The organism is Nocardia sp. NPDC050435, assembly GCF_040655395.1.
Taxonomy (GTDB): domain Bacteria; phylum Actinomycetota; class Actinomycetes; order Mycobacteriales; family Mycobacteriaceae; genus Nocardia.
Genome location: NZ_JBFAJW010000003.1, coordinates 745,662 through 769,789, shown reverse-complemented (window position 1 = coordinate 769,789; position 24,128 = coordinate 745,662). Strand labels below are relative to the sequence as shown.

Annotated in this window: 21 protein-coding genes and 1 riboswitch; of the genes, 8 read left to right on the top strand and 13 right to left on the bottom strand. The window is 71.4% G+C overall.

Features of this window, described 5'->3' with window-relative positions; all coding sequences use genetic code 11:
- Window positions 1-14: 14 nt before the first annotated feature.
- The 12 genes from murG to AB0I43_RS12085 form a co-directional block, all read right to left on the bottom strand.
- Complete coding sequence (murG, locus tag AB0I43_RS12140) at window positions 15-1,133, bottom strand: undecaprenyldiphospho-muramoylpentapeptide beta-N-acetylglucosaminyltransferase (protein WP_357431907.1); 1,119 nt, start codon at window positions 1,131-1,133, stop codon at window positions 15-17.
- Entirely contained in the window at window positions 1,130-2,602 is a 1,473-nt protein-coding gene (gene ftsW, locus AB0I43_RS12135) for a putative lipid II flippase FtsW (protein ID WP_356970439.1), read from the bottom strand. The genes murG and ftsW overlap by 4 nt, the downstream gene beginning before the upstream one ends.
- Window positions 2,599-4,038 carry a UDP-N-acetylmuramoyl-L-alanine--D-glutamate ligase gene (murD, locus tag AB0I43_RS12130; RefSeq protein WP_356971386.1) on the bottom strand — a complete coding sequence of 480 codons (1,440 nt, stop codon included), beginning with the start codon at window positions 4,036-4,038 and terminating at the stop codon, window positions 2,599-2,601. Before murD ends, ftsW begins: the two co-directional genes overlap by 4 nt.
- A 49-nt stretch (window positions 4,039-4,087) precedes the next feature.
- Window positions 4,088-5,164: a phospho-N-acetylmuramoyl-pentapeptide-transferase gene (gene mraY / locus AB0I43_RS12125; RefSeq protein WP_356970441.1), complete on the bottom strand. Its 1,077-nt coding sequence runs from the start codon at window positions 5,162-5,164 to the stop codon at window positions 4,088-4,090.
- A 73-nt stretch (window positions 5,165-5,237) separates the two neighbouring features.
- Window positions 5,238-6,755, bottom strand: coding sequence for a UDP-N-acetylmuramoyl-tripeptide--D-alanyl-D-alanine ligase (murF, locus tag AB0I43_RS12120; protein WP_357431905.1), 1,518 nt, complete (start codon window positions 6,753-6,755; stop codon window positions 5,238-5,240).
- Window positions 6,756-6,762: 7 nt separating this feature from the next.
- Window positions 6,763-8,472 (bottom strand): UDP-N-acetylmuramoyl-L-alanyl-D-glutamate--2,6-diaminopimelate ligase, encoded by a 1,710-nt coding sequence (locus AB0I43_RS12115; RefSeq protein ID WP_357431903.1) that lies wholly within the window; start codon window positions 8,470-8,472, stop codon window positions 6,763-6,765.
- Window positions 8,473-9,007: 535 nt separating this feature from the next.
- A complete protein-coding gene (locus tag AB0I43_RS12110; RefSeq protein ID WP_356971388.1) occupies window positions 9,008-10,771 on the bottom strand; it encodes a penicillin-binding protein 2 in 1,764 nt (587 codons plus the stop codon).
- Between the two features lie 122 nt (window positions 10,772-10,893).
- On the bottom strand, window positions 10,894-11,751 hold the full coding sequence (locus tag AB0I43_RS12105; protein ID WP_356970446.1) for a hypothetical protein: 858 nt from the start codon (window positions 11,749-11,751) through the stop codon (window positions 10,894-10,896).
- A 1-nt stretch (window position 11,752) separates the two neighbouring features.
- On the bottom strand, window positions 11,753-12,730 hold the full coding sequence (gene rsmH / locus AB0I43_RS12100) for a 16S rRNA (cytosine(1402)-N(4))-methyltransferase RsmH (protein ID WP_357431901.1): 978 nt from the start codon (window positions 12,728-12,730) through the stop codon (window positions 11,753-11,755).
- Between the two features lie 185 nt (window positions 12,731-12,915).
- Window positions 12,916-13,347, bottom strand: a complete 432-nt coding sequence (mraZ, locus tag AB0I43_RS12095) for a division/cell wall cluster transcriptional repressor MraZ (protein ID WP_194819414.1) — start codon at window positions 13,345-13,347, stop codon at window positions 12,916-12,918.
- Between the two features lie 396 nt (window positions 13,348-13,743).
- Complete coding sequence (locus AB0I43_RS12090) at window positions 13,744-14,157, bottom strand: DUF3040 domain-containing protein (protein ID WP_356970450.1); 414 nt, start codon at window positions 14,155-14,157, stop codon at window positions 13,744-13,746.
- 191 nt (window positions 14,158-14,348) lie between these two features.
- Window positions 14,349-14,789, bottom strand: coding sequence for an SAV_6107 family HEPN domain-containing protein (locus tag AB0I43_RS12085; protein ID WP_356970452.1), 441 nt, complete (start codon window positions 14,787-14,789; stop codon window positions 14,349-14,351).
- A gap of 136 nt (window positions 14,790-14,925) precedes the next feature.
- Here AB0I43_RS12085 and AB0I43_RS12080 point away from each other — a divergent pair, with 136 nt between their 5' ends.
- From AB0I43_RS12080 to AB0I43_RS12055, 6 genes are all read left to right on the top strand, one after another.
- Window positions 14,926-15,543, top strand: a complete 618-nt coding sequence (locus AB0I43_RS12080; RefSeq protein ID WP_356970453.1) for a GNAT family N-acetyltransferase — start codon at window positions 14,926-14,928, stop codon at window positions 15,541-15,543.
- Window positions 15,540-17,126, top strand: a complete 1,587-nt coding sequence (locus AB0I43_RS12075) for an NAD(P)/FAD-dependent oxidoreductase (protein ID WP_357431899.1) — start codon at window positions 15,540-15,542, stop codon at window positions 17,124-17,126. The genes AB0I43_RS12080 and AB0I43_RS12075 overlap by 4 nt, the downstream gene beginning before the upstream one ends.
- Window positions 17,123-17,443, top strand: coding sequence for a hypothetical protein (locus AB0I43_RS12070; RefSeq protein ID WP_357431897.1), 321 nt, complete (start codon window positions 17,123-17,125; stop codon window positions 17,441-17,443). The genes AB0I43_RS12075 and AB0I43_RS12070 overlap by 4 nt, the downstream gene beginning before the upstream one ends.
- 118 nt (window positions 17,444-17,561) lie before the next feature.
- A complete protein-coding gene (locus tag AB0I43_RS12065) occupies window positions 17,562-18,344 on the top strand; it encodes a carotenoid biosynthesis protein (protein WP_357431895.1) in 783 nt (260 codons plus the stop codon).
- Between the two features lie 183 nt (window positions 18,345-18,527).
- On the top strand, window positions 18,528-19,178 hold the full coding sequence (locus tag AB0I43_RS12060; protein WP_356971390.1) for a DUF3153 domain-containing protein: 651 nt from the start codon (window positions 18,528-18,530) through the stop codon (window positions 19,176-19,178).
- A gap of 26 nt (window positions 19,179-19,204) precedes the next feature.
- Window positions 19,205-20,350, top strand: coding sequence for a glycosyltransferase family 2 protein (locus AB0I43_RS12055; RefSeq protein ID WP_357431983.1), 1,146 nt, complete (start codon window positions 19,205-19,207; stop codon window positions 20,348-20,350).
- A gap of 15 nt (window positions 20,351-20,365) precedes the next feature.
- On the opposite strand, the gene AB0I43_RS12050 is transcribed toward AB0I43_RS12055, so the two are convergent.
- Complete coding sequence (locus AB0I43_RS12050; RefSeq protein ID WP_357431893.1) at window positions 20,366-21,076, bottom strand: hypothetical protein; 711 nt, start codon at window positions 21,074-21,076, stop codon at window positions 20,366-20,368.
- 226 nt (window positions 21,077-21,302) lie between these two features.
- A riboswitch (SAM riboswitch) is annotated at window positions 21,303-21,397 on the top strand.
- 37 nt (window positions 21,398-21,434) lie between these two features.
- Here AB0I43_RS12050 and AB0I43_RS12045 point away from each other — a divergent pair.
- Window positions 21,435-22,511, top strand: coding sequence for an LLM class flavin-dependent oxidoreductase (locus AB0I43_RS12045; protein WP_357431892.1), 1,077 nt, complete (start codon window positions 21,435-21,437; stop codon window positions 22,509-22,511).
- The gene (locus AB0I43_RS12040; protein ID WP_357431890.1) at window positions 22,508-24,127 is read left to right on the top strand and encodes an ABC transporter substrate-binding protein; all 1,620 of its coding nucleotides are present in this window, start codon (window positions 22,508-22,510) and stop codon (window positions 24,125-24,127) included. Before AB0I43_RS12045 ends, AB0I43_RS12040 begins: the two co-directional genes overlap by 4 nt.
- The last annotated feature ends 1 nt before the right edge of the window (window position 24,128 follow it).

The window sequence follows — 24,128 nt, the reverse complement described above, 5'->3', positions numbered from 1 at the left end:
CGATCGATCCTCGCTCACCGTGCCCGCCTCTCTTGTCCGATCGCCGCCACGATGCGCGCCACCTCGTCGGCGGCGTCGCGATGCCCCGCGCCCGCCGCCGCGCGGCCCATCTCGGCCAGCCGCGCGGGATCGCGCAGCAGCGGAATCACCTCGTTGGTCACATAACTCGGAGTCAACTCCTGGTCGGCGACAATTCTGCCACCGCCCTGGGCCACCACGGGCCGCGCGTTGAGTTCCTGTTCGCCGTTGCCGTGCGGCAGCGGCACATAGATCGCGGGCAACCCGACCGCGGACACCTCGGCGACGGTCATCGCGCCCGAGCGGCACACCACCGCGTCGGCGGCGGCGTAGGCCAGATCCATCCGGGAAAGATAAGGCACCGCCACGTACTTCGCGGGTCCGTCGAGCTCGGGCAGGCTCAGCGAGTTCTTGGGTCCGTGCGCGTGCAGCACCGAGATCCCGGCGGCGGTCAGTTCACGCGCCGCGCCCGAGACACCCTCGTTCAGCGTGCGCGCGCCCTGGGAACCGCCGAACACCAGCAGCACCGGCCCCTCGGCGGGCAGGCCGAAGTGCGCGCGCGCCTCGGCGCGCAGCGCGGCCCGGTCCAGGGTGGTGATGGCGGCGCGCACCGGAATGCCGACGACCTCGGCCCCGGACAGCCCGGAATCGGGCACCGCGGCGAGCACCCTGGCCGCGACCCGCGCCCCGACCTTGTTCGCGATGCCCGCCTTGGCGTTGGCCTCGTGCACCACCACCGGCACCGGCCGCTTGCGGCCCAGCAGACCGCCGCGCGCGGCCAGGTAGGCCGGCAGCGCGACATAGCCACCGAAACCGACGATGACGTCGGCGTCCACCTGATCGAGCACGGCCCGGGTCGCGGCCACCGAGGCGCGCACCCGGCCGGGCAGGCGCAGCAGGTCACCGGAGAGTTTGCGCGGCAACGGCACCGGCGGGATCAGCTCCAGCGGATACCCGCGCGCGGGCACCAGATCCTTCTCCAGACCGCGCGCGGTGCCCAGGGCGGTCACCCGGATCGAGTCGTCGAGCCGGCGCAGCGCGTCGGCGACGGCGAGCGCCGGCTCGATATGTCCGGCGGTCCCGCCGCCGGCCACCACAACCGAAATCGCGCTCACCTGTCTCGACCTCGTTCTCTCGCATGGGGCATCGGGTAGTTCGGTTCCCACGCCCGGGTCGAGCGCAGGGAGCTGGTGCCGCGTCTGTTCTTACCCGCCTCGGCACCGGGCTGGGGCCGCCGGACCGGCGGCTGCGGGCGGCCGCGCTGCGGTGGCGGCGGCCGCTTGCGCTGCTGCTGGGCGCGAGCCGCGTTGCGCGCGCGGGCCTGACTGGCCTTCGCGGGCGAGTACACCTCCGGCTTGGGCAGTCGCAGCAGGCGGCTGAAGCGGCCGTCGGCGCCGGCGTGCAGGGCGGCGACCGCCTCGGGTTCGTGCCGGGCCGCGTTGGCGATGATGCCGAACATGAACAGCGTGATCGCGAGCGAGGAACCACCGGCCGAGACCAGCGGCAGCTGCAGACCGGTCACCGGCAGCAACCCGACCACGTAGCCGATGTTGATCAGCGCCTGCGCGGTGATCCAGGTGGTGGCGGTCGCGGTGAGCAGCCGCAGGAACGGGTCGGCCGAACGGGCGGCGATGCGCAGACCGGTGTAGACGAACAGCGCGAACAGCCCGAGCACCAGCGCGCAGCCGAGGAAGCCGAGCTCCTCGCCGATGATGGCGAAGATGAAGTCGTTGTGCGAGTTCGGCAGATAGCTCCACTTGGCCCGGCTCTGCCCGAGGCCGCGACCCCAGATCCCGCCGTCGGCCAGCGAGTAGAGCGCCTGGCGCGCCTGGTAGCCGATGCCCTGCGGGTCCGCCTCCGGGCTGAAGAACCCGCGCACCCGGTCGGAACGGTATCCGGCCGAGAGCGCCAGCACGCCCGCGGCGATCACGCCGGAGATGCTGATGGTGACGAACAGCCGCACCGGCAGACCGCCGAACCACAGCAGCGCCGCCAGCACCACGCCGAGCGCGATGGTGGTGGACAGGTTCGGTTGCAGCACCACCAGCAGGCAGACCAGCAGGCCCGCCGGAACCAGCGGCACCAGAATGTCTTTGAGGGTGCTCAGCCGCCGCGAGGCGAGCAGGTGCGCACCCCACACCACCAGCGTGACCTTGACGACCTCGGAGGGCTGCACCGACAGCGGCCCGATCATCAGCCAGCGCCGCGCACCCTGCACCTCCGAGCCGATGCCCGGGATCAGCACCAGCGCCAGCGCCAGCACCGAGGCCGCGAACATCGGAAACGACCACTGCCGCATGCGTTTCAGCGGCAGCCGCAGCGCCAGGTAGAACAGCCCGCAGCCGATCGCGGCGAACATGGCCTGCTGGATGAACAGCGAGTAGGCCGAGCCGCCGTCGGCGTAGGCCTCCACCGAGGACGCCGAGAGCACCATGACCAGGCCCAGCACGGTCAGCAGCGTGGCGATGGTGACGATCAGGTGGAACGAGGCGAGCGGGCGCGACAGCCAGGCCCCGACCCAGCGCGCGTTCCCGTACCCCTTCAGCGAATCCCGCGCCGTACCACTCTTCGTCGCCGTCGTCATAGCTGCCGCCCGATGTCCCCGTCCTCCAAAGCCTGCACGGCCTCGGTGAAGCTGCGGCCGCGATGGGTGTAGTCGGCGAACATGTCCAACGACGCGGCCGCCGGGGCGAGGAGGACGGTGTCGCCGCGACCGGCCATGCCGGCCGCCGCTCGAACCGCTTGGGCCATAACGGCGTCGGCTTTCTCCATCCGCACCGCCTCGTCCATCAGTGCATCGTCTCCCGCCCAGACCTCGATGACCGGGACATCGGGCGCGTGTCGCGCCAATGCGGCGGCGATCACCGGCGCGTCGGACCCGATCAGCACCGCGCCGACCAGTCGGTCGGCCACCTCCTCGATCAGATCCTCGACGTGCGCGCCCTTGAGCTGACCGCCCGCGACCCACACCACCTGCGGGTGCGCCAGGATCGAGGACCGCGCGGCGTGCGGGTTGGTGGCCTTGGAGTCGTCGACGAAGTTGACGCCCGCGAGTTCGCGGACGAACGCGGCGCGGTGCGGGCCGACCTTGTGCTCGACCAGGCCCTCGCGCACGAACTGCGGCGCCACGTCGATGGCGCGGGTCAGCGCGGCCGCGGCCAGCGCGTCGGCGACGCCCGCGGGGCCGGGCGGGCTGATGTCGCCGACCTCGGCGAGGATCGCGGCCTTGGTGAAGGCGCGGTCCAGCAGCTTGCCGTCGACGACGCCGAGTTCACCGTCGGCGGGCACGCCGATGCGGAACCCGACGGTGCGGCGCGCCTTGGACTTCCGGGCCAGCGACGCGGCGACCGCGTCGTCCAGGCCGACCACCCCGACCCGGCCGAACAGCGCCCGGGCCTTGGCGGCGGCGTAGGCGTCCAGGCCGCCGTGCCAATCCAGGTGATCCTCGGCCACATTGAGCACCACGCCCGCCTCGGGGCGCACCGAGGGCGCCCAATGCAGCTGGAAGGAGGACAGTTCCACCGCCAGCACCTGCGGCCCCGGAGTGCGGCGCAGCGCGTCCAGGATGGGCAGGCCGATATTGCCGCAGGCGACGCTGGCGATGCCGGCGGCGCGCAGGATCGAGTGCGTCATCTGGGTGGTGGTGGTCTTGCCGTTGGTGCCGGTCACCACCAGCCACTTGCGGGCCGGGCCGTAGATCCGGGCCTGATCCACCCACCAGGCGAATTCGACGTCGCCCCAGACCGGAATGCCCTCGGTGACCGCGGAGACCAGCACCGGCGAGTCGGGCCGCCAGCCCGGACTCGTGATGACCAGCGCGAAGCGGCTCAGATCGGTGTTCTCGAGCGCCGCGCACGGCGCGACCTCGAGCCCGAGCTCGGCGGCCTCGCCGAGCGCTTTCGCGCCGCCGTCGGTGACCACCGGGTGGGCCCCGATATCGCGCAGCGGTTCGATCAGCGAACGGCCGGAAACACCCCAGCCCGCGACGAGAACATCACGCCCACGCAGGAATTCCAGCATGGGCCCCGGCGAACGCAGCGCCCGCGGAGAATGGTCGACCACGCTCGTTTCACCCGACCTTGGAGAGATATTCGCTGTAGAACAAGCCGAGCCCGACCGCCGAGGCCATGGCGGCCAGCAACCAGAACCGGATGATCACTGTTGTCTCGGCCCATTTACTGAGTTCGAAATGGTGATGGAAGGGCGCCATCTTGAACAATCGATTGCGCGTGGTGCGGTACACCGCCACCTGCAGCACCACCGAGAGCGCCTCGGCCACGAACAGCGCGCCGATGACGACCATCAGCAGCTCGGTGCGGGTGGTGATGGACAGGCCGGCCAGCAGGCCGCCGAGCGCGAGCGAGCCGGTGTCGCCCATGAAGATCTTGGCGGGCGCGGCATTCCACCACAGGAAGCCGATACAGGCCGCCGCGCCGGAGGCGCAGACCAGCGCCAGGTCCAGCGGGTCGCGCACGTCGTAGCAGCCGCGCTCCACCTCGAACGAGCAGGAGTGGTAGTACTGCCAGAACGTGATGATCACGTAGCCGCCCAGCACCAGGCTCATCGAGCCGGCCGCCAGGCCGTCCAGGCCGTCGGTCAGGTTGACCGCGTTGGACCAGGCGATGGTCAGGATGCTGACCCACAGCAGGAAGATGATCACGCCCATCGACACGGTGGCGATGTCGCGCACGTAGGACAGGTGCCGGCTGGCCGGGGTGATGCCGTGATCGTTGCGGAATTGCAGTGCCAGCACACCGAATACGACGGCGGCGGCGAGCTGGCCGATGTACTTGCCCGCCGCGGTGAGCCCGAGGTTGCGCTGCTTGCGGATCTTGATGAAGTCGTCCACGAAGCCGACCGCGCCGAGCGCGGTGGCCAGGCCGAGCACCAGCAACGCCGAGGCGGACGGTCCGTCGGCGTTGTACATGATCCCGATCAGGTGCGAGCCCAGATACCCGGCCCACATGCCGATCAGGATGGCGACGCCGCCCATGGTGGGCGTGCCGCGCTTGGCCTGGTGGCTGGCCGGGCCGTCGACCCGGATCTCCTGGCCGAAGCCCTGCTTGGCGAACATCTTGATCAGCAACGGCGTCAACATGATCGACACCGCGAGCGCGATCGCCGCCGCGAATAGAATTTGCCTCATGAACAAGCCTCGCTGACGCTCGGCTTGCTCATTCGGCAAGCCGCTGTGTTTTCGGTTCGCTCGCTACGCTCGCTCACGACTTCTTGGCCTCCGTGCTACCCCTGCGTTTGCCGGCACGTTCCGCGCTGGTCAAGTGTTCGGCGACGGCCCACAGCCCCACCGATTTCGACGCTTTGACCAGCACCACATCGCCCGTCTCGACCTCATCGTCGAGCAGCGCGATGGCCGCGCCGATATCGGGCACGAGGATCGACTCCTCGCCCCATGAGCCTTCCATCACCGCTCCCTGGTGCATCGCGCGGGACGGCCGTCCGGTGCCGACCACGATCAGCCGGTCCACGTCCAGGCGCACCGCCAGCCGGCCGATCGCGTCGTGCTCGATCACCGATTCCTCGCCCAGCTCGCCCATTTCGCCGAGCACCGCCCAGCTGCGGCGCGGGGTCGCCTCGGCCTTGGACATGGTGACCAGGGCCTTGAGCGCCGCCCGCACCGAATCCGGGTTGGCGTTGTAGGAGTCGTTGACGACGGTGACGCCGTCCTCGGTGGTGCGCACGTCCATGCGGCGGGCCGAGGCGGCGCGCGCGCCGGCCAGGGCCGCGGCCACGGTCGCCAGGTCGGCGCCGCAGTGCAGCGCGACGGCGGCGGCCGAAAGGGCGTTGCCCACCTGATGTTCCCCGTGCACGGCGAGCTGGACGGGGACGCTGCCCTGCGGCGCGTGCAGGGTGAAGCTCGCCCGCGCCTGGGCGTCCATCCGGACGTCGGTGGCGCGGATGGCCGCGCCGGAGGACTGGCCGACCAGCACCACCGGGGCGACGGTGCGCGTGGCCATGGCCGCGACGTTCGGATCGTCGGCGTTCAGCACCGCCAGGCCGGTGGCCGGAAGCGCCTCCACGAGTTCGCCTTTGGTCTTGGCGATGGCCTCGCGGCTGCCGAACTCGCCGAGGTGGGCGGTGCCGACATTGAGCACCACACCGACCGAGGGCGGCGTCACCCGGGCCGCGGCGGCGATGTGCCCCGGACCGCGCGCGGACATCTCCAGCACCAGGAACCGGGTGTGCTCGTCGGCGCGCAGCGCCGTCCACGGGTGCCCGAGTTCGCTGTTGAACGAGCCCGGCGGGGCGACGACGCTGCCCAGCGGGGTCAGCACCGCGGCGATCAGGTCCTTGGTGGAGGTCTTGCCCGAGGAGCCGGTGAGCCCGATGACGGTGAGTCCGGTGCTCGCCGTCAGCTTGTCGACGCTGGCGTGGGCGAGAGCGGCGAGCGCCTCGAGCACGGCCGCGCCGGAGCCGTCCGCGTCCGCGGTGAGCGCGACCGAACGCGAGCGCACCGCGGCGGATTTCGGCTCGACCACGATGGCGGGCACGCCGACCGGTCGGGCGGCCAGCACCGCGACCGCGCCCGCGGCGACGGCCGCGGCCGCGAAATCGTGTCCGTCCGACCGTTCCCCGGGCAGCGCCAGGAACAGATCGCCGGCGCCGATCTCGCGAGAGTCGAATTCCACCGAACCGGTCACCCGCGCCTCGGGATCGGGCACATCGTGCAGCGTGCCGCCGACGATGCCGGCGATCTCGCGCAGTGTCATCTCGATCATCGAACCGTCAAGCCCTCCGCGTCGTGGTCTGGTGGTCGGCGCGCACGGGATCCGGTGCGGTCTCCGGGGCCGGGTCGCCGGAAAGCTTGTGGCGCACCGCGTCCGCGAGCACCTCGCGGTCGTCGAAGCGGTGCTTGTGGCCGTTGATCTCCTGGCCCAGCTCGTGGCCCTTGCCCGCGACCAGAACCACGTCACCCGGGCGGGCCCACTCGACGGCCGCCGCGATCGCCGCGGCGCGGTCACCGATCTCGCGCACCTCACCGCGCTCGTCGTCCGGAACCCGCTGCGCGCCTTCGAGCACGGCCGCGCGGATGGCGGCCGGATCCTCGGTGCGGGGGTTGTCGTCGGTGACGATCAGCAGGTCGGCACCGCGCGCGCCGGCCTCACCCATCAGCGGCCGCTTGCCGGTGTCGCGATCGCCGCCCGCGCCCAGCACGACCGCCAGACGACCTGCGGCAGCCGCGAATTCGCCGGCCGGGTCGTCCTCGGGCCAGTCGCCGGAGTTCGACTGGAACACCTGGGCCGCGGCGGTTTCGAGATGCCCGCGCAGGGTCGCGATGACCGACTCGACGGCGGCGGGCTTGTGCGCGTAGTCGACGATGGCCAGGAATTCCTGGCCCTGCTCCACCCGCTGCATCCGGCCCGGCACGTCGACGGCGCTCAACGCCGCGGCGGCGGTGGCGGCGTCGGCCCCGGCCGCGGCGCACAGCGCGATGGCCAGCAGACCGTTGGCGACGTTGTAGCGACCCGGCAGCCGCAGCCGCACCGGGATGTTCTCACCCCGGTGCGCGGCGACGAAGGACTGCTCGCTGCCGCTGGTCTCGACCGCGCCCGCCAGACCCCAGTCCGCCGAGGCCATTTGGATGCCCCAGGTGGACACCGTGATCGGCACGTCGAGATCGCCGGCCAGCTTCTGGCCCCACTCGTCGTCGATGCAGATCACGGCCGTCTCGGCGGCCACCGGCGAATCCGGCGTGAACAGGCGGCGTTTCGCGTTGAAGTAGTCCTTGAAGTCGGCGTGGAAATCCAGGTGGTCCTGGGACAGATTGGTGAAACCGCCGACCGCGAACCGGACGCCGTCCACCCGGCCCAGCGCCAGGGCGTGACTGGAGACCTCCATCACGACCGCGTCCACGCCCTGCTCGACCATCAGCGCGAACATCGCGTGCAACTGCGGCGCCTCGGGGGTGGTGAGCGCGCTGGGCACCCGGACGCCGCCGATGCGGGTCTCGATGGTGCCGATCAGCGCCGTGGACAGGCCCGCGGCCGCCAGGCCCGCCTCCACCAGGTACGAGGTGGTGGTTTTGCCGGAGGTGCCGGTGATCCCGATGACGCGCAGGCGCTGCGAGGGGTGCCCGTACAGCGCCGCCGACAGCTCGCCGAGCACCGCGCGCGGCTGCTCGCGCACCAGCACCGGCACGTCGATCGCGCCGATCAGCTCGGCGCCCGCCGCGTCGGTGAACACCGCCACCGCGCCGCGTTCGACCGCGTCCCGCGCGAAACGCGCGCCGTGCGCCCGCTCCCCGGGTAACGCCGCGAACAGGTCTCCCGGGCGCACCGCGTTCGAGCGCTGCTCGATCCCGGTGACCCGCAGTCGCGCCAGGTGGTCGGCGTCTCCCGAGATCGGGTGGGCGCCAGTCAGCGCCAGCACGGTGGACAATTCGGTCGACGGGGTTGCCGTCGGCCGCAGCACGTGCGGGGTGGACTGCGAGGGCACCTTGCTCCTTTTCTCTCCGCGGTGGCTTGCTCGGCACGGTTGACCGACGAGTCACACTACCGGCGACCGGTCCGAACCCCGCCAGGCAGGCCACCGGGTGTCGGCGGTCGCCGGAAACTCGCACGGGCGGCGGATACCGCGCACGCCGCACCGGCGGACAATGTACGTCGGCGCGATTGCGGCCGATGCCACCACCCCCGTGGGAGGCGCTTCGGGATCGATTGCCACCCAACATTTTTCGCCGGATGATCGGCCCTGTCCCGAGGGTGCGCGGCTCGGCCGCGGCCGGTCCGCCTTCGTCGCACCGCGCGGGTGGCCACCGACCGAAAGCGCGCGCGACTCCGCTCCGGCGCGGGCACCCTGATGCTTGGAAACCCGAGAACGGACCGCACAAGACAGCGGGAACTCGGCGATAGCCATCGCACATGGCCACGTTCGCGGGCGATCCGGTTCCGCCCGGCGGCATCTCGGCATCGAGGCCCGAGGTCCGCCGACCCCGGGCCTCGATACGCGTACCGCCTGCGACCGGGTCGGCTCAATCGACCACCAGCGTGAACTTCCGCGACGGCGCAGGTGAGGGCGGAATCCGATCGCGCTGCAGGGCCCAGGAGGCGATGCTGTGGAACAGCGGCGCCACCGAACCGCCGCCGCTGCCGTCCGAACTGCGGATCGGCGCGTCCAGCATGAGGCCGACGACATAGCGCGGGTTGTCCGCCGGCGCGATCCCGGCGAAGGTGATCCAGTAGTTGGAGTTGGAGTAGCACTTGCAGCGCGGGTCGATCTGCTGCGCGGTGCCGGTCTTGCCCGCGATCTGGTAGCCCTCGATCGCGGCGGGCGCGCCCGTGCCGTTCTGGTCCGAGCGCAGCGGATCCCGCTGCACCACCGACTGGAACATGGTGCGCAGGGTCGCGGCCGTCTGCGGGCTGACCACCCGGACGCCCTCGGGCTGCGGCTCCTCGGTGCGCGCGCCGTCCGGCGCGACCTGGGCCCGCACGATCCGCGGCGGGATGCGGACGCCGTCGTTGGCGATGGCCTGATACATCGCCGTCATCTGCAGCGTGGTCATCGACAGGCCCTGCCCGATCGGCAGGTTGGCGAAGCTGGAGCCGGACCACTGGTCCCGGGCGGGCACGATGCCCGCGCTCTCCCCCGGCAGGCCGACGCCGGTGCGCTGGCCGAGGCCGAAACGGTGCAGCATGTCGGCGAAGCGGTCCTCGCCGACGCGCTGCGCGAGCATCAGCGTGCCCACATTCGAGGACTTCCCGAAGACGCCGGTCGTGGTGAAGGGCTGCGTGCCGTGCACCCAGGCGTCGGCGACGGTGACGCCGCCCATGTTGATCGAGCCCGGGACCTGCAGCACCTCATCGGGATTGGTGAGTCCGTACTCGATCGCGGCGGCGGCGGTGACGATCTTGTTGACCGAACCCGGCTCGTACACGTCCGACACCGACGGATTGCTGGTCTTGGCGCCGTCCCAATTCTGCGGGCCCAGCTTCGGATTGAAGGTGCTGTCGTTGGCCATCGCCAGGACCTGCCCCGACTTGGCGTCCAGCACCACCGCCGACGCGCCCTGCGAACCCGACATCTCCCGGGCCTGCTGCACCTGCTGCTGCACGTAGTACTGCAGATCCGAATCCAGCGTCAGCTCGACGCCGTTGCCGTTCACCGCCGGCTGGCGGTCGCGCCAGCTGCCCGGGATGACGGCGCCGTCGGAGCCGCGGTCATAGGTCTGGGAACCGTTGGTGCCGGCCAGCACCGAATCCAGCGAGGATTCCAGCCCGATGATGCCGTGGCCGTCCCAGCCGGTGGCCCCCATCACGTTGGCGGCCAGCGAGCCGCCCGGATAGTCGCGCAGCGGTTGCGGTTCGGAGCCGACCTCCGGGAACTGGGCGCGAATCTCCGAGGCGATCCGGGCGTCGACATTGCGGGCCAGATAGACGAACGTCTCCTCGCCGCGCATCTTCTCCAGCAGCGCGGCCTCGGTGGGCCCCTGCGTGCCGAGCTTGTCGTGGATGGCCTTGGCGATCTCCTGCAACCGCTTGTCCGGCTCCGGCGCGGTATCGCTCTTGGCGCGCTTGGCGTCGAGTTCCTTGCGTACCTGCACCGGCTGGAAGGTCAGCTGTTTCGCGGCGATGCTGAAGGCGAGCTTGTTGCCGTAGCGATCGGTGATCGGACCGCGCACCGCGAACTCCGGCTCGGTGGTGGTGCGCTGGGTGGCCGCCTGGGCCGACAGCTTGGGGGCGGCGATGCTCTGCACCCACAGCAATTGCAGCGCGACGACGGCCAGCGCGATCAGCATGACGATCCGGCCGACACCGATGCGCAGGCGCAGCGGGTTGGCGCCGGCGGCGGCCTTGCGCGGCCTGGGGCCTCCGGTCGGCCGCGGCCCGCGGCGCTGACGCGGCGCGGGCCTGGTCTGACTCACCGATCGACCTCCGCACCGCCCAGCGCGGGCGCCGGATCCGCCTGTGGCACCGGCGATTCCGTGACGAGCTGCGGAGCCGCCGCGGGCGCGGCGATCGGCGAGGGCACCGGACTAGGCGTCGCCGCCGCGGTGGGAGCGGCCTGCTGCGTCGCGGCCCCCGCGTTCGGGTCGGCGGTGTGCTGTGTGGCGCCGCCGGCCTGATCGGTGACCTGGCCGGGCAAACGCGGCGGCGGCAGCGGAACCAGGCTCTCGCCGTGCGCCTGCGCGTGCGGCTGCGGCGCGGGCCGTGCGGGCGGGGTGTTCAGCGGCGGCACCGGCGCGCCCTGGGCGGGGGTCGGATCGCCGATCACGGTGATGGTGCCGTCGGGCGCGATGATCAGGCGGGCCGGATCCTTGGCCGGGATCATGCCGCGTTCCCGGGCGCGGGCGGCGAGTTCGGGGGCCGAATCGGCGGCCTCCACGTCGCGCAGCAGACTGGCGCGTTCCTCGGAGAGCTTGCGGTTGAGCGCACGGGCGTCGCTGAGCTGGTAGCTGTCCTCGGCGGCGCGGGTGGTGAGCAGCAGGGTGAGCGCGAGGCCGCAGCCCAGCAGCGCGATGATCGCCGCGACGAACGGGATCCGCGTGGCCATGACCGAGCCCCGGCGTCTCGGCAGCTTCGGCGTGCTCTGCTCGCGGGTGCCGGCGCGCCCCTTGCGCTTGGCGTAGGCCCGCTGCGCCGCACCGGATTTCACCCGATCGGCGTCCTGCACCCGCCGGGCGACCCGACCCGGCTGTGCGACGCGATCCCGGATGCGACCGCCCCTCGCGCGGCCTCCGTCCTCCACGGAGCCGTTGCGCGGCGCTGTAGTTGTCATCTCACCCCTCCGATTCCTGGATCCGCTCGGCTGCCCGCATTCGTACGGGAGCCGCACGCGGGTTCTCTTCGATCTCCTGCTCGGTGGCCTTCTCCGCGCCGCGGGTGAGCATCCGGAACTCCGGGCCCATCCCGGGCAGCTCGACCGGCAGGTCGACCGGTGTCCGGGAGGTGATGCGCGGCGCCAGTTCCTGTTTCACGACCCGGTCCTCCAGCGATTGGTAGGACATGATCACGATGCGGCCGCCCGGGCGTAGCGCGTCCAGGGCGGCGGGCAGCGCGGCGCGCAGCGAATCGAGTTCGCTGTTCACCTCCACGCGCAGCGCCTGGAAGGTGCGCTTGGCGGGATGACCGCCGGTCCGCCGGGTGGCCGCGGGGATGGTCGCGTACAGGAGCTCGACCAGCTCGGCGCTGGTCTCGAAGGGCTGCCGCTCGCGCCGCTTGAGGACGGCGGAGGCGATCTTGCCCGCGAACCGCTCCTCGCCATAGGTTTTCAGCACCCGGGCCAGATCGCCGTGGCTGTAGGTGTTGAGCACGTCGGCGGCGGTGAGGCCGGCCGTGGGATCCATCCGCATGTCCAGCGGGGCGTCCACGGAGTAGGCGAACCCGCGATCGGCCTCGTCCAGCTGCATCGAGGAGACGCCCAGATCCATCAGGATGGCGCTGACCGCACCCGCGGCGTCCAGCCCGGCCTGCTTCAGGGCTTCGGCGATGCCGTCATAGCGGGTGTGCACCAGCGTGATCCGGCCCGCGAAGGGGCGCAGGCGCGCGGCCGCGAGTTCGAGGGCGTTGGTGTCGCGGTCGAGCCCGACCAGCCGGGACTGCGGATAGGTGCGCAGGAAATGCTCTGCGTGCCCGCCCAATCCGAGCGTGGCATCGACATAGACGGCGCCGGGCTCGGACAGGGCGGGGCCGAGTAACTCGTCGGCGCGACGGAGCAGGACCGGAACATGGCGGGGGGCGGGCTGTTCTGGGTTCACCTCGACCTCCCGGATCTGCCTCGCGTCGTTGCGCACCGCCGATGGCTCAGCGGCGTGGGTTGAGAAAGCTGCTCTTCGAAAACGAATGCCGCGTGGTCTCTGACCGAACCTCGGCACCTGGCGTCGGGGAAGTACGTCAGGGTCCGCGTCCGGGCAGAGGCCGCGTGGCACTCGTTGTTTCGGGGCTAGAAGATCCCGCCCAGCGACTCGTCTCTCGCTTGCGCGTAATCCTCCTCGTTCTCGGCGAGGTAGGACTCCCACGCCTGCTTATCCCATATTTCGAGGAAGTCGACCGAACCGATCACCACGCAATCCTTGTCGAGATTGGCGTAGCGCCGATGTTCGGCTGACAACACGATCCGGCCCTGCGCATCCAGACGTTGTTCATCCGTTCCGGCGGCGAGTGCCCGGACGAACGCGCGCGCCTGCGGGTTGCTTCGAGACGCCGCCGCGGCCCGGCGAGCGAGCGCGGTGAACTCATCTTTGGGATACACGGCAAGGCTGTGGTCCTGGCCTTTCGTGACCATCAACCCTCCCGCCAGATCGTCTCGAAACTTCGCAGGCAACGTGAGTCGCCCTTTGTCGTCCAGTCGAGGTGTGTAGGTACCGAGAAACACCTCGGCACCTCCCTACTGGATTACCTCGCCTGGATGGCCTCTCCTGTAGTGCGCGCTCCACATTACCCCACTTTCCCCCACTTTCAATCGAATACCGGGGTGATCTCCCTCCCCGGTTCGGCGATTCCGCAGGTCATCACAGCTATCACGGTGGTGGAGAGCTTTCGCGTGTTCCGCCGACACGCGGCGGGGGCATGCCGGATCGCCCGAAAACAGCCAGCAACCGCTCCCGGCGTGGGGCGGAGTGGGGGGATCGGGTGGGGCGAGGTGGAGCGAAGGGGGGACGCCGCGCAGGGGCCGGCGGCGGGCAGACATGAGACGGCGACGCCGCACCCGACTCGGTGCGACGCCGCCGCTGATGTTCAGATGTCGAGGGATCGGGCCCGCGGGCCCGTCCTACTCTTGTTCGAAGCGTCTCCGGAAGCGGTCCTCCATGCGTTCGGAGAACCCGCCGGACTTCTTGCCGCGCGCGGACCCGCTCGCGCCACTGCCGCCGGAGCCGCTCGGCGACGCGTCGGACGTGCCCGCGCCACCTTTCGAACTGCCGAGCAACAGCAGAACGCCGGCTCCGAACATGACGATGAAACCGATCAGGCTGATGATCGGGAAGCCGCCGAGCTTCGGCAAAGCGATGCCGGCGACGAGCAGAACCAGACCGAGGACGAACAAGGCCGCGGCCTGGAGTCTGCGACGACTCGAGGTCGTACGAAGTCGTCCGCCGCGGACGGACGAGGCGAACTTCGGATCCTCAGCATAGAGCGCGCTCTCGATCTGTTCGAGCATGCGCTGCTCGTGCTCGGAGAGTGGCACGGTACCTCCCCCGGCACTAGACGTGGGCTGCCGCTTCCGGGTAAGCGACAGACAGCCGACCTTTGCGGCTATCTGAGACCAATGATACGAGTTCGATCAGACCCGTACCACCTACTCGCGCATAACTAACTGGTCATGGCGTGGCGTCGGCGCTCAACCCACCCCGTCGGCTGGCGCCGACCGACCATCCCCTAGGCGGTCAACCCGCCGTTCAACCCAGGTGCGGGCCGCAATCGTGACGTCGCTGTGAGCAAATCCTCTACGTCGTGCAGGAATGCTCCTACCCGCGAATAGAACTCGTCGGCCTGGTGATCATCCACTTCGCGGTCCAGGCCGGCCTCCAGCGCGGCCCGGACTTCGGAGTGGGCGCTGAAATAATCCGCCCACATCACGAACTCGGGCGCGGCGCGTTGCAGCAGCACCCAGGCGTTGCGGGAGCGGGCGCGCGGCGCGGCGTCAGCCCCGGTAAACGCGAGCACCGCTCCCGCTCCGCGCAAGGCGGCCAGGTAGGCGGTGCGGAAACGTTCCCGCGGGTCGTGCTCGCCCGCCGCCTCCATGAGCAGCCCGTCCGCCCTTTTCAGCAGCGTGCCCGCCCTGCCGGGGTGCCCCGGCCGCTCCATCCGAGAAGACATGTCCCCATTCCTCCGCTCCTCGACACCCGGAGTCCTGGAGTGCTCTTCACCCACCGCGCGGACCGAACAGGCATTCGAACGTTTGAATTACGCTTGAATATAGGGACACCCACCGACAACTTTCCGTCCGAGAGCCATGACTGCCGTCAAGCCCGAACACAGATCCGTACCCGTACCCGTCGCCGTCGACCTCTCGGTCAGCGAGCTGCGCTACCGACTGCACGACGCCCTGTCGGTCTACGTCGCCGCGATGGGGTATCCGCACGGCACCGAGAACCATCGGGCCCCGATGTGGACCGAGCACACCGCCCGAGCCGGCTGGCAGGCCGTGGCCGCGTTCCGCCCGGACGAATCCGGTCACGTCGACGTCCGCAAGGCGCCGCTGCTGGCCATCGCCTACGGATACAGCGGCGCGCCGCACCAGTGGTGGCATCAGCAAGTGCACAGCGGCATGCGGCGCAGCGGCTGGCCGGAGCATTCGGCGCGCGAATTGCTGTCGGACTATTTCGAACTGACCGAACTGCACGTGCATCCGGCGGCCCAGGGCCAGGGGCTGGGCAATGTGCTGCTCACCCGGCTGCTGCGCGGCCGGGCCGAGGGCGCGGTGCTGCTGTCCACGCCGGAGGTGCCCGCCGAGGACAATCGGGCCTGGCGGCTCTATCGCCGCGAGGGCTTCGGCGACGTGGTCCGCGACTTCGTCTTCGCCGGCGACAACCGGCCGTTCGCGATCCTCGGACGGCGGCTGCCGCTGTGAGCGCCCCGCAGCCGGCCGGACCGGTCCTGGTGCTGGGCTCGGGGCACAACGCCCTGGTCGCGGCCTGCTATCTGGCGCGGGAGGGTCGCGCGGTCGAGGTGCTCGAGCGCGACGAGGTGCTCGGCGGCGCGGTGTCCACGGTGGAGCGCTTCCCCGGGCACCTGGTGGACCGCGGTTCCTCGGCGCACATCATGGTGCGCCACACCGGCATCGTCGAGGAGCTCGAGCTGCACCGGTTCGGCCTGCGCTATATCGACTGCGATCCGTGGGCCTTCGCCCCCGGGATCGACGGCGCGCCGCCGATCGTCTTCCACCGCTCGCTCGAGCGCACCTGCGCCTCGATCGCGGCGGCCTGCGGCCCGCACGACGCGATCGCCTACCGGCGCTTCGTGGACGTCTGGGGCGCGCGCAGCGACCGGGTGATGCGCGCGTTCAGCGGCCGCTCCACCCCGGGGCGCCTGCTGCGCTCGTTCTGGGGGCTGGACGCCACCGACGGCGGCAGCGCCCTGTCGCGCGAGTTCCTGCAATCCGGCGACGCGCTGCTCGACGGCTACTTCCGCGACGAACGGCTCAAGGCCGCGCTGGCCTGGTTCGGCGCGCAGTCCGGGCCGCCGATGTCGGAGCCCGGCACCGCGCCGATGGTCGGCTTCGCGGCGCTCATGCACAAGCTGCCGCCGGGGCGGGCGGTCGGCGGCAGCGGCGCGCTGTCGCAGGCGCTGGCCGCCCGGCTGCGGTCCGACGGCGGCACGGTGACCGCCGGTGACGCCGTCACCGCGCTGGAGCGGGACGGCGACGGCTGGCTCGTACGCACCGCGTCGGGCCGGAACCTGCGGGCCGCCACCGTGATCGCGGGCACCCACATCCTGACCACCCTGGAGCTGTTGCGCGCGGGCGGTTTCGACCCCGAGCCGCTGGCGGACTGGGAGCGGCGCATCCGGGTGGGTCCGGGCATCGGCATGGTGGTGCGCGTGGCCACCAGCGCACTGCCGCACTACCCCGGGGCCACGGCCGCGGAGTCCACGCACGGCTTGCAGCTGCTGGTCTCCGATCGCAGGCAGCTGCGGCGCGCGCACGGCGCGGCGCTGGCCGGTGACCTGCCGCCGCGGCCGGTGGTGCTGGCGATGAGTTTCAGCGCGCTGGACCCGAGCATCGCCCCGGCCGGGGAGCATCAGCTGTCGCTGTGGGCGCAGTGGCATCCCTACGAGCTGGCCGACGGCAGCGACTGGGCCGCGCACGCCGACCGCGAGGCCGACCGGATCATCGCCGAGGTCGAGTCCTACGCGCCGGGTTTCGCGGCGACGGTGCTGCGGCGGCACGTGCAGACGCCGGTCGACCTGGAACGCGAAATGGGCCTGCGCGGCGGCAATGTGATGCATGTGGAGATGTCGCTGGATCAGATGATGATGTGGCGGCCGATCCCGGAGCTGTCGGATCAGCGGGTGCCCGGCGCGCCGGGGCTGTATCTGACCGGGGCCTCGACCCATCCGGGCGGCGGCGTGTCGGGCGCGAGCGGGCGCAGTGCGGCGCGGCTGGCGCTGCAGGACACCCGGCGGTCCCGATTCTCCCTGTCGCGCAAGCGATGACGGGACATCCGGTGGAACTCGGCAGCCCGTACACGGTGACCTTCCCCGAGTACCTGGACGGCTACGAATGGGAGGCCGAGGCCAAGGGGTTCCTGGTCGGCGTGACGGTGTCGACGCTGGCGGCCACGTTCGTAGTCACAGTCTACGACCTCACCCGCCTGACCCAGGATCTGGCCGACGAGGTGCGGGCGACCGGCCATTCGACGCTGAGCAACGTGCTGGTGGTACCGGCGGTGACCAGGGCCGAGATCCTGCGCGCCGTCGAGCGGGTGGCCGCCGACGGGTTCGACGGGCTGCACCCGCAGGCCGCCGGATGAGGATCGCACGCCATCCGGGCGAACGGGCCGCCGTGCTGCCGGAGTCGCCGCGGATCTCGGCGGCGCGGCACTACGACCGGTCAGCCGCGAGGACACGGAGCGTGCGGTTGTGGTGAGCGTGCGCGAGATTCGCCTCTGCCGGGCCGAGCTGGTCGTCGCGGGTACGGCGGTGGCGTGGGTGCTGGCGCAGATCTGCTATCCGCTCACCGAGGGAGCCGCGCGGGACCGGGTCACCGTGCTCGTGGTGCTGCTGGCGACCGCGACGGCGCTGGCGCACGCGACGCTGACCCGCGGGGCGCGTTATGCCGCCGGGTTTCTGGTGATCGTGTCGGGGCTGGGTCTGCTGGCCGAGATCCTCGGCACCGCGACCGGGTTCCCGTTCGGCTGCTACGACTACGCGGTCGACCGGATCGGGCCCGCGCTCGCCGGGGTGCCGCTGGTCGTCCCGCTGGCCTGGACCGGCGGGGTGTATCCGGTGTGGGTCGTCGCGGGTCTGCTGGTGCGCCGGCCCGCGGCCCGGATCGGGCTGACGGCGCTCGGCGCGGTCGGCTGGGATCTGTTCCTGGATCCGCAGATGGTGGCCGCGGGGCAGTGGCTGTGGTGTGACACCGACGCCGGACTGCCGGGGCTGGAGCAGATTCCGCTGACGAACTACGCGGGCTGGTTCGGGGTCGGGCTGCTGATGGCGGGCGTGCTGACGGTGTGGGAGCGATGGTCCGGACCGCCGCGGCGGGCGTCGGTCGCGGTGCCGGTGGCGGTGTTCCTGTGGACCTGGCTCGGGTCGGCGCTCGCGCACGCGGTCTTCCTGGATCTGCCCGCGTCCGCCGCGTACGGGGCGGTCGGTATGGGGCTGCTCGGAATCCCGTTGCTGGGGTGGCTCGCCCGATCCCCGCGCGGTTAGCCGGATCGACCCGCCGTCTACGGGTTGTCGCGTGGCTATTGCGGGGTCGCGCCTGGCACGATGTGAGCCGTGCAACCTAGCCCGATGACCACACAGCCCGATGATGCCCCGGTTCCGACACCGCCGCGCCGCACCGGCGTGCGGATAGCGGGCGCTGTAGTCCTCGCGGCGCTGCTGGTGCCGATGCTCGCCGCCTGCCTGCGGGTGCAGGTGTCGATGGGTGTGTCGTCGAACGACCGGGTCTCCGGGCGGATCGTGGCCGCGGTGGTCCCGGCCGACGCGGAAGACAAAGGGCCACAGCTCAAGGCGCCCGATTCGCTGGCGGCCAAGATCCGGGTCGAGCCCTACGCCCAGGACGGGTATGTGGGCAGCAAGGTCTACTTCGAGGATCTGTCCTTCGGCGAGGTGTCCCAGCTCGGCGCGCTCTCGGAGCAGACCCAGGGCATGTTCTCGCTGAACCTGCAGCGCTCCGGCGATCTGGTCAGCCTGAGCGGGCGCATCGATCTGAAATCGGTGCCGCCGCACGGTTCCGACGTGCAGTTCACGGTGGCGTTCCCGGCGCGGGTGGCCAAGACCAACGGCAACCGCGACGACGATTCCACCGTCTCCTGGAAGCTGCCGCCCGGCGACGTGTCCACCATTCGCGCCGAGGTCAGCTACGCCGACCCCAACACCCGCTCGTTCGCGGGCTGGGCGGGCATCGTCGGCGGCATCACCCTGGCGGTCGCCGCGATCGTGGCGGCCATGGCCTACATGGATCGCAACCCGGCCGCGCCGGGCACCGGGCGGTTCTCGCTGAGCGAGTGGTGGCAGACCGTGAAAGAACACCGCTGAGTCCTCGGCCGCGCCGAGCCACGGGGATTGCTGTGAAGCCGAGTGAACTGGTCGTCCGCGCGGGGGCGGCCGGCGCGGCCGCCGGATGTGCTGTCGCGCTCTACAACCGGGTGACGATGCCGCGCCTGCCCGGGGCCGCCACGGTGGTCGAGCCGGTCACGGTGTGCGTTCCGGCGCGCGACGAGGTCGAGCGCCTGCCCGCGCTGATCGCCGATCTGCGAGCGCAGACCGGGGTGCCCGATCTGCGGGTGCTGATCCTCGACGACGCGTCCTCCGACGGCACCGGCGACGCCGCCCGCGCGGCGATCGCCGGCGACGACCGATTCCTGCTGCTCCGCGCCACCACGGGCCCCGCGCCCGGCTGGACCGGCAAGGCCGCCGCCTGCGAGCGGCTCGCCGAACTGGTGGACACGGCCGTGGTGGTGTTCCTCGACGCCGACGTCCGGCTGGCGCCCGCCGCGATCGCCGCCGCCGTCGCCGAATTGCGCGGGCGCGACGTGGCTCTGGTCTCCCCTTGGCCGGCGCAGCAGGCGGGGACGGCCGCCGAAGCCCTGGTGCAGCCGCTGCTGTGCTGGTCCTGGGCCGCGGCCCTGCCGATCACCCTGGGCAATCGCAGCCGCCGCCCGTCCACCGCGGTGGCGTGCGGTCAGTTCCTGGTCTTCGACACCGCCGCCTACCGCGCGATCGGCTGCCATCGCGCGGTGGCCGCCAGCCCGACCGAGGACCTGGACATCGCCCGCGCGCTGCGCCGCACCGGCAGGAGCACCGCGGTGGTCGCGGCCGGACGGCACGCGAGCACCCGAATGTACCGGGGCGCACGCGAACTCGACACGGGCTACACCCGCTGGCTCTGGTCCGCTTACGGCGGTTCACCTTTCGCCGCGGCGGCCGTGGGCGCGGTTGCCGCACTGAGCTATTGGGTGCCGCCGGTGGCGGCGCTGGCCGGACGCGGCGGCGTGCGTCGCGCCGGGTGCGCGGGCTATCTCGCGGCCGTCGCCGGGCGGCTGCTGGCCCGCTCCACCGAAACGGGCAGGCCCCCTGGTCTCGCCGATACCGCTGCCGCACTGGCGCATCCGCTCTCGATCGCCGCCTACGCGACCCTCACGGTGCGCTCCCACCGGGCCCGCCGCCGGGGCACGCTGACCTGGAAGCAGCGCTCACTCAACGCCTGAACGATCCGGCCGGCGTCAGGGGACCGTGGTGATGCCGACGGTCGGCAGGTAGAAGCAGGAACTGTTGCCGGTGCCGGTGGTGCCGAACACCGCCGCCAGGACGGTGCCCTTGCCCGTGTTCACCGGGACCGCGCGGATGCCGGTGGCGGGGACGGCGGCCAGGAAGAAGTCGCGGACGGCCTGCTCGGCCAGCGGGCGCAGCGGGGTGGGGACTTCCTCGGGCACCATGCCGCCGAGAACCTCGTCCAGGGTGCCCATTTCGGCGATACCGCCGCGGCGGGTGTCCAGGTTCAGCCAGGCGACGCGCATGCCGGTGACGCCGCTGCGGCCGGGATCGGAGGGGACGAAGGTGAACATGGTCTGGCCGGATTTCACGGCGTCCAGGTCCAGCCCGGGGATGACGATGTTGTGCTTCGGCCAGGGCCCCGGCACCGCGCCCGCCATGGCGGGCTTGCCCAGGGTGGCGCCCGGGCCGCCACAGAACGCCGCGGTCGGATACAGGAACGGGGTGACGCCCAGCGCCTCCAACGCGGTCAGCGCCTCGGAGCCGGCGACCGCCGAGCGATCGGCCGCCGCGCCGACGCGCGCAGGCGCGTCGTCGGCGTAGGCGGTGCCCGGGGCGGCCAGCGCGAGCCCGGCCAGCGCCAGGGCGGGCACCGGCGCGGCCAGCGCGACGGCCACCGCGGCGCGGGCGAGTCGAGCGCCGAACGACTTCGTGACGGACACGGCGGACCTCCTCGGCAGCGGGTGAGCGAGGCACCAACGGTACGTCAGCAAACCGGCGGGCCAGGCGGATTGCGGCACCGCACAGCTTCGGCGCGGCGAGTGCCGCCACTCGGCAGTCACCAACGGCCGCGACCATAATCCACGCCACCACCGCCGCCGACCAGTGCTGCGCTCACCGTGATTTCTACTCTTGCCGCCGAGTTCGCTTGCTCCCCATGATGTTCGGGCACCATCCAGAGCGATCGAGAGACCTGGCTCGCCGACGTCGCAGCAACCCCCCGGCACGCCGGGTGCGGGTGCTTCCGCCAGGACCGATGGAGGACCCGACCATGAGCACCGCCTACCGGAATACGCCGTCATGAAGTTCCTGCTTTTCACGCTGGTCACCCGGACACCGGATCCGCACACCGGCGTGCTGCCCGAGACGCACGAGCGGCTGCGGTCGGTGGTCGGGCAGGCCCGGCTGGCCGAGGAACTCGGCTACGACGGCTTCGCCGTCGGCGAGCGGCACGAGGATCCGTTCCTCTCCGCCGCGCCCCCGGTGCTGCTCAGCCACATCGCGGCCGTCACCCGGCGGATCACGCTGTTCACCGCGGTGACGACCCTGAGCCTGCTGGACCCGGTACGCGCCTTCGAGGACTACTCGACGCTGGACAACCTCGCCGGCGGCCGCCTGGAGCTGATCATCGGCAAGGGCAACGGCGCCGCGCAGGCGGAGCTTTTCCACGTCAGCACCGCCGACCAGTGGGACCGCAACCGGGAGGGCTACGAGCTGTTCCGGGCGCTGTGGGCCAGCGACCGGGTGACCTGGTCCGGCCGCTTCCGCCCGGAGCTGGTGGCGGCCAAGGCCCTGCCCCGGCCCTACCAGCCCACGATCCGGATCTGGCACGGCAGCGCCACCAGCCGCGAGTCGGTGGAATTGGCCGCACGCCATGGTGATCCGCTGTTCTCGGCCAATGTGACCAATCCGATCGAGCCCTACGCCGAGCTGGTCCGGCACTATCGCGAACGCTGGGCGCACCACGGGCACGATCCCGCCGACGCGCTGGTCGGCGCGGGCACCGCGGGCTTCCACGTGGCGCCCACCTCGCAGGAGGCGCTGGCGGTGTACCGCCCGCTCTTCGAAGCCCGCCTGGCCCTGTCGCGCCGGCTCGGCCTGCCGATCGTGTTCGAGACGCTGGCAGACTTCGCGCAGCGCTCCTCGGCGCTGATCGGCAGCCCGGAGCAGGTGCTGGACAAGGTCGGCCGCCAGCACGAGCGATTCGGGCACGAGGTGATCCACCTGTCGGCCGAACCCGACGGCCGCACCGAAGCACAGCATCGCGGCAGCCTCGAGCTGTTCCAGCAGGCGGTGGCGCCGGAGTTGCGCCGCCGCATTCCCAGTCGTCCCCTGGCCTCCGGCCGCAGTCCCGAATTCTCTGGAGTTACACCGTGATCCGCACCCGTCCTCGCTTCGCCACCCTCGTCGGCGCGCTCGCCGCGGCCAGTACCCTGGCCGCCTGCGGCAGCGACACCGGCGGCGCGGGCGGCGACGCCGGACCGCCCCAGCCCGGCGGCACCCTGCGCTACGGTCTGTCGCAGGCGCCGTCGTGCTCGGATCCCACGCAGGCGGGCAGCAACCAGACGCTCTATGTCACCCGGCAGATCGTCGACTCGCTCACCGATCAGGATCCGAAGACCGGTGAGCTGAAACCGTGGCTGGCGCGCAGCTGGGAGGCGAGCCCGGACGCGAAGGTCTTCACCTTCCGGCTGGCCGACGGCGTCACCTTCAGCGACGGCTCGCCGGTCACGGCCGAGTCGGTGCGCCAGAACTTCGATGCCGTGATCAAGCTCGGCGCCGCCAAAGCGCCGCTGGCCAACGGCTTTCTGATCAACTACGCCGGCACCACGGTGGTGGACCGGCTGACCGCGCGCGTCGAGTTCAGCAAGCCCAACGCCCAGTTCCTGCAGGCGTCCTCGAGCACCCAGCTCGGCATCCAGAGTGCGGCCACCACCGCCAAACCCGCCGAACAGCGTTGCGACGGCAGCAATGTCGGCAGCGGCCCGTTCGTCTACACCGGCTACCAGCAGAACATCTCGACCACGCTGACCAAGCGCCCAGGCTACGCCTGGGGTTCGGAGGTGTTCGGGCACAAGGGCGAGGCCTATCTGGACCGCATCGAGTTCACGGTGGTGCCCGAATCCGGCGTGCGCACCGGCAGTCTGACCTCCGGCCAGCTCGACGCCATCAGCGACGCGCTGCCCCAGGACCTGCCGCTGCTGGAGGCGGCGAACGCCCGGCTGCTGACCACGCCGAACCCGGGCATCCCGTTCGGCTTCCAGCCCAACCTGACCCGCGGCCCGCTGCGCGACCCGGCCGTGCGCCAGGCGCTGCTGCCCGCGATCGACCGGCAGCAACTGGTCGACACCGTGCTCGGTCCGCAGTTCAAGCCCGCCACCAGCGCCCTGGCCAGCACGACCCCTGGCTACCAGGACCTCTCGGCACGGCTGGCCTACGATCCGGCCAAGGCCCGCACCCTGCTCGACCAGGCCGGTTGGCAGCCGGGCGCCGACGGGATCCGGGTGCGCGGCGGTGAGCGGCTGAGCTTCGGGGTGGTCTTCAGCCAGGTGTTCGCGGGCAACAAGGCGATCATCGAACTGGTGCAGCAGCAACTGCGCCAGGTCGGGGTGGACCTGCGCCTGGATCTGGTGTCGCTGCCGGAGAGCACCGCGCGCCAGAACGCCAAGGACTACGACGCCTACTACTACAACACCACCCGCGCCGACGGCGACATCCTGCGCAACTCCTTCACCGTGGAGGGCCGCAATCTCAGTGTTCGCGAACGCATTCCGGCCCTCGACGACGTCCTGGAGAACCAGTTGAGCGCCGGGGACACCGCGGCCCGGCTGGCACTGATCCGGACCGCGCAGGAGCGCATCCTCGACAACGGCCTCTGGATCCCGACCGTCGAGCTGTCCCAGGCCATCGGCGCCGCGGGCACCGTGCAGGATCTGAAGTTCGAGGCCTCGGCGCGGCTGCAGTTCTTCGACACCTGGCTGAGCGGGCGCTGAC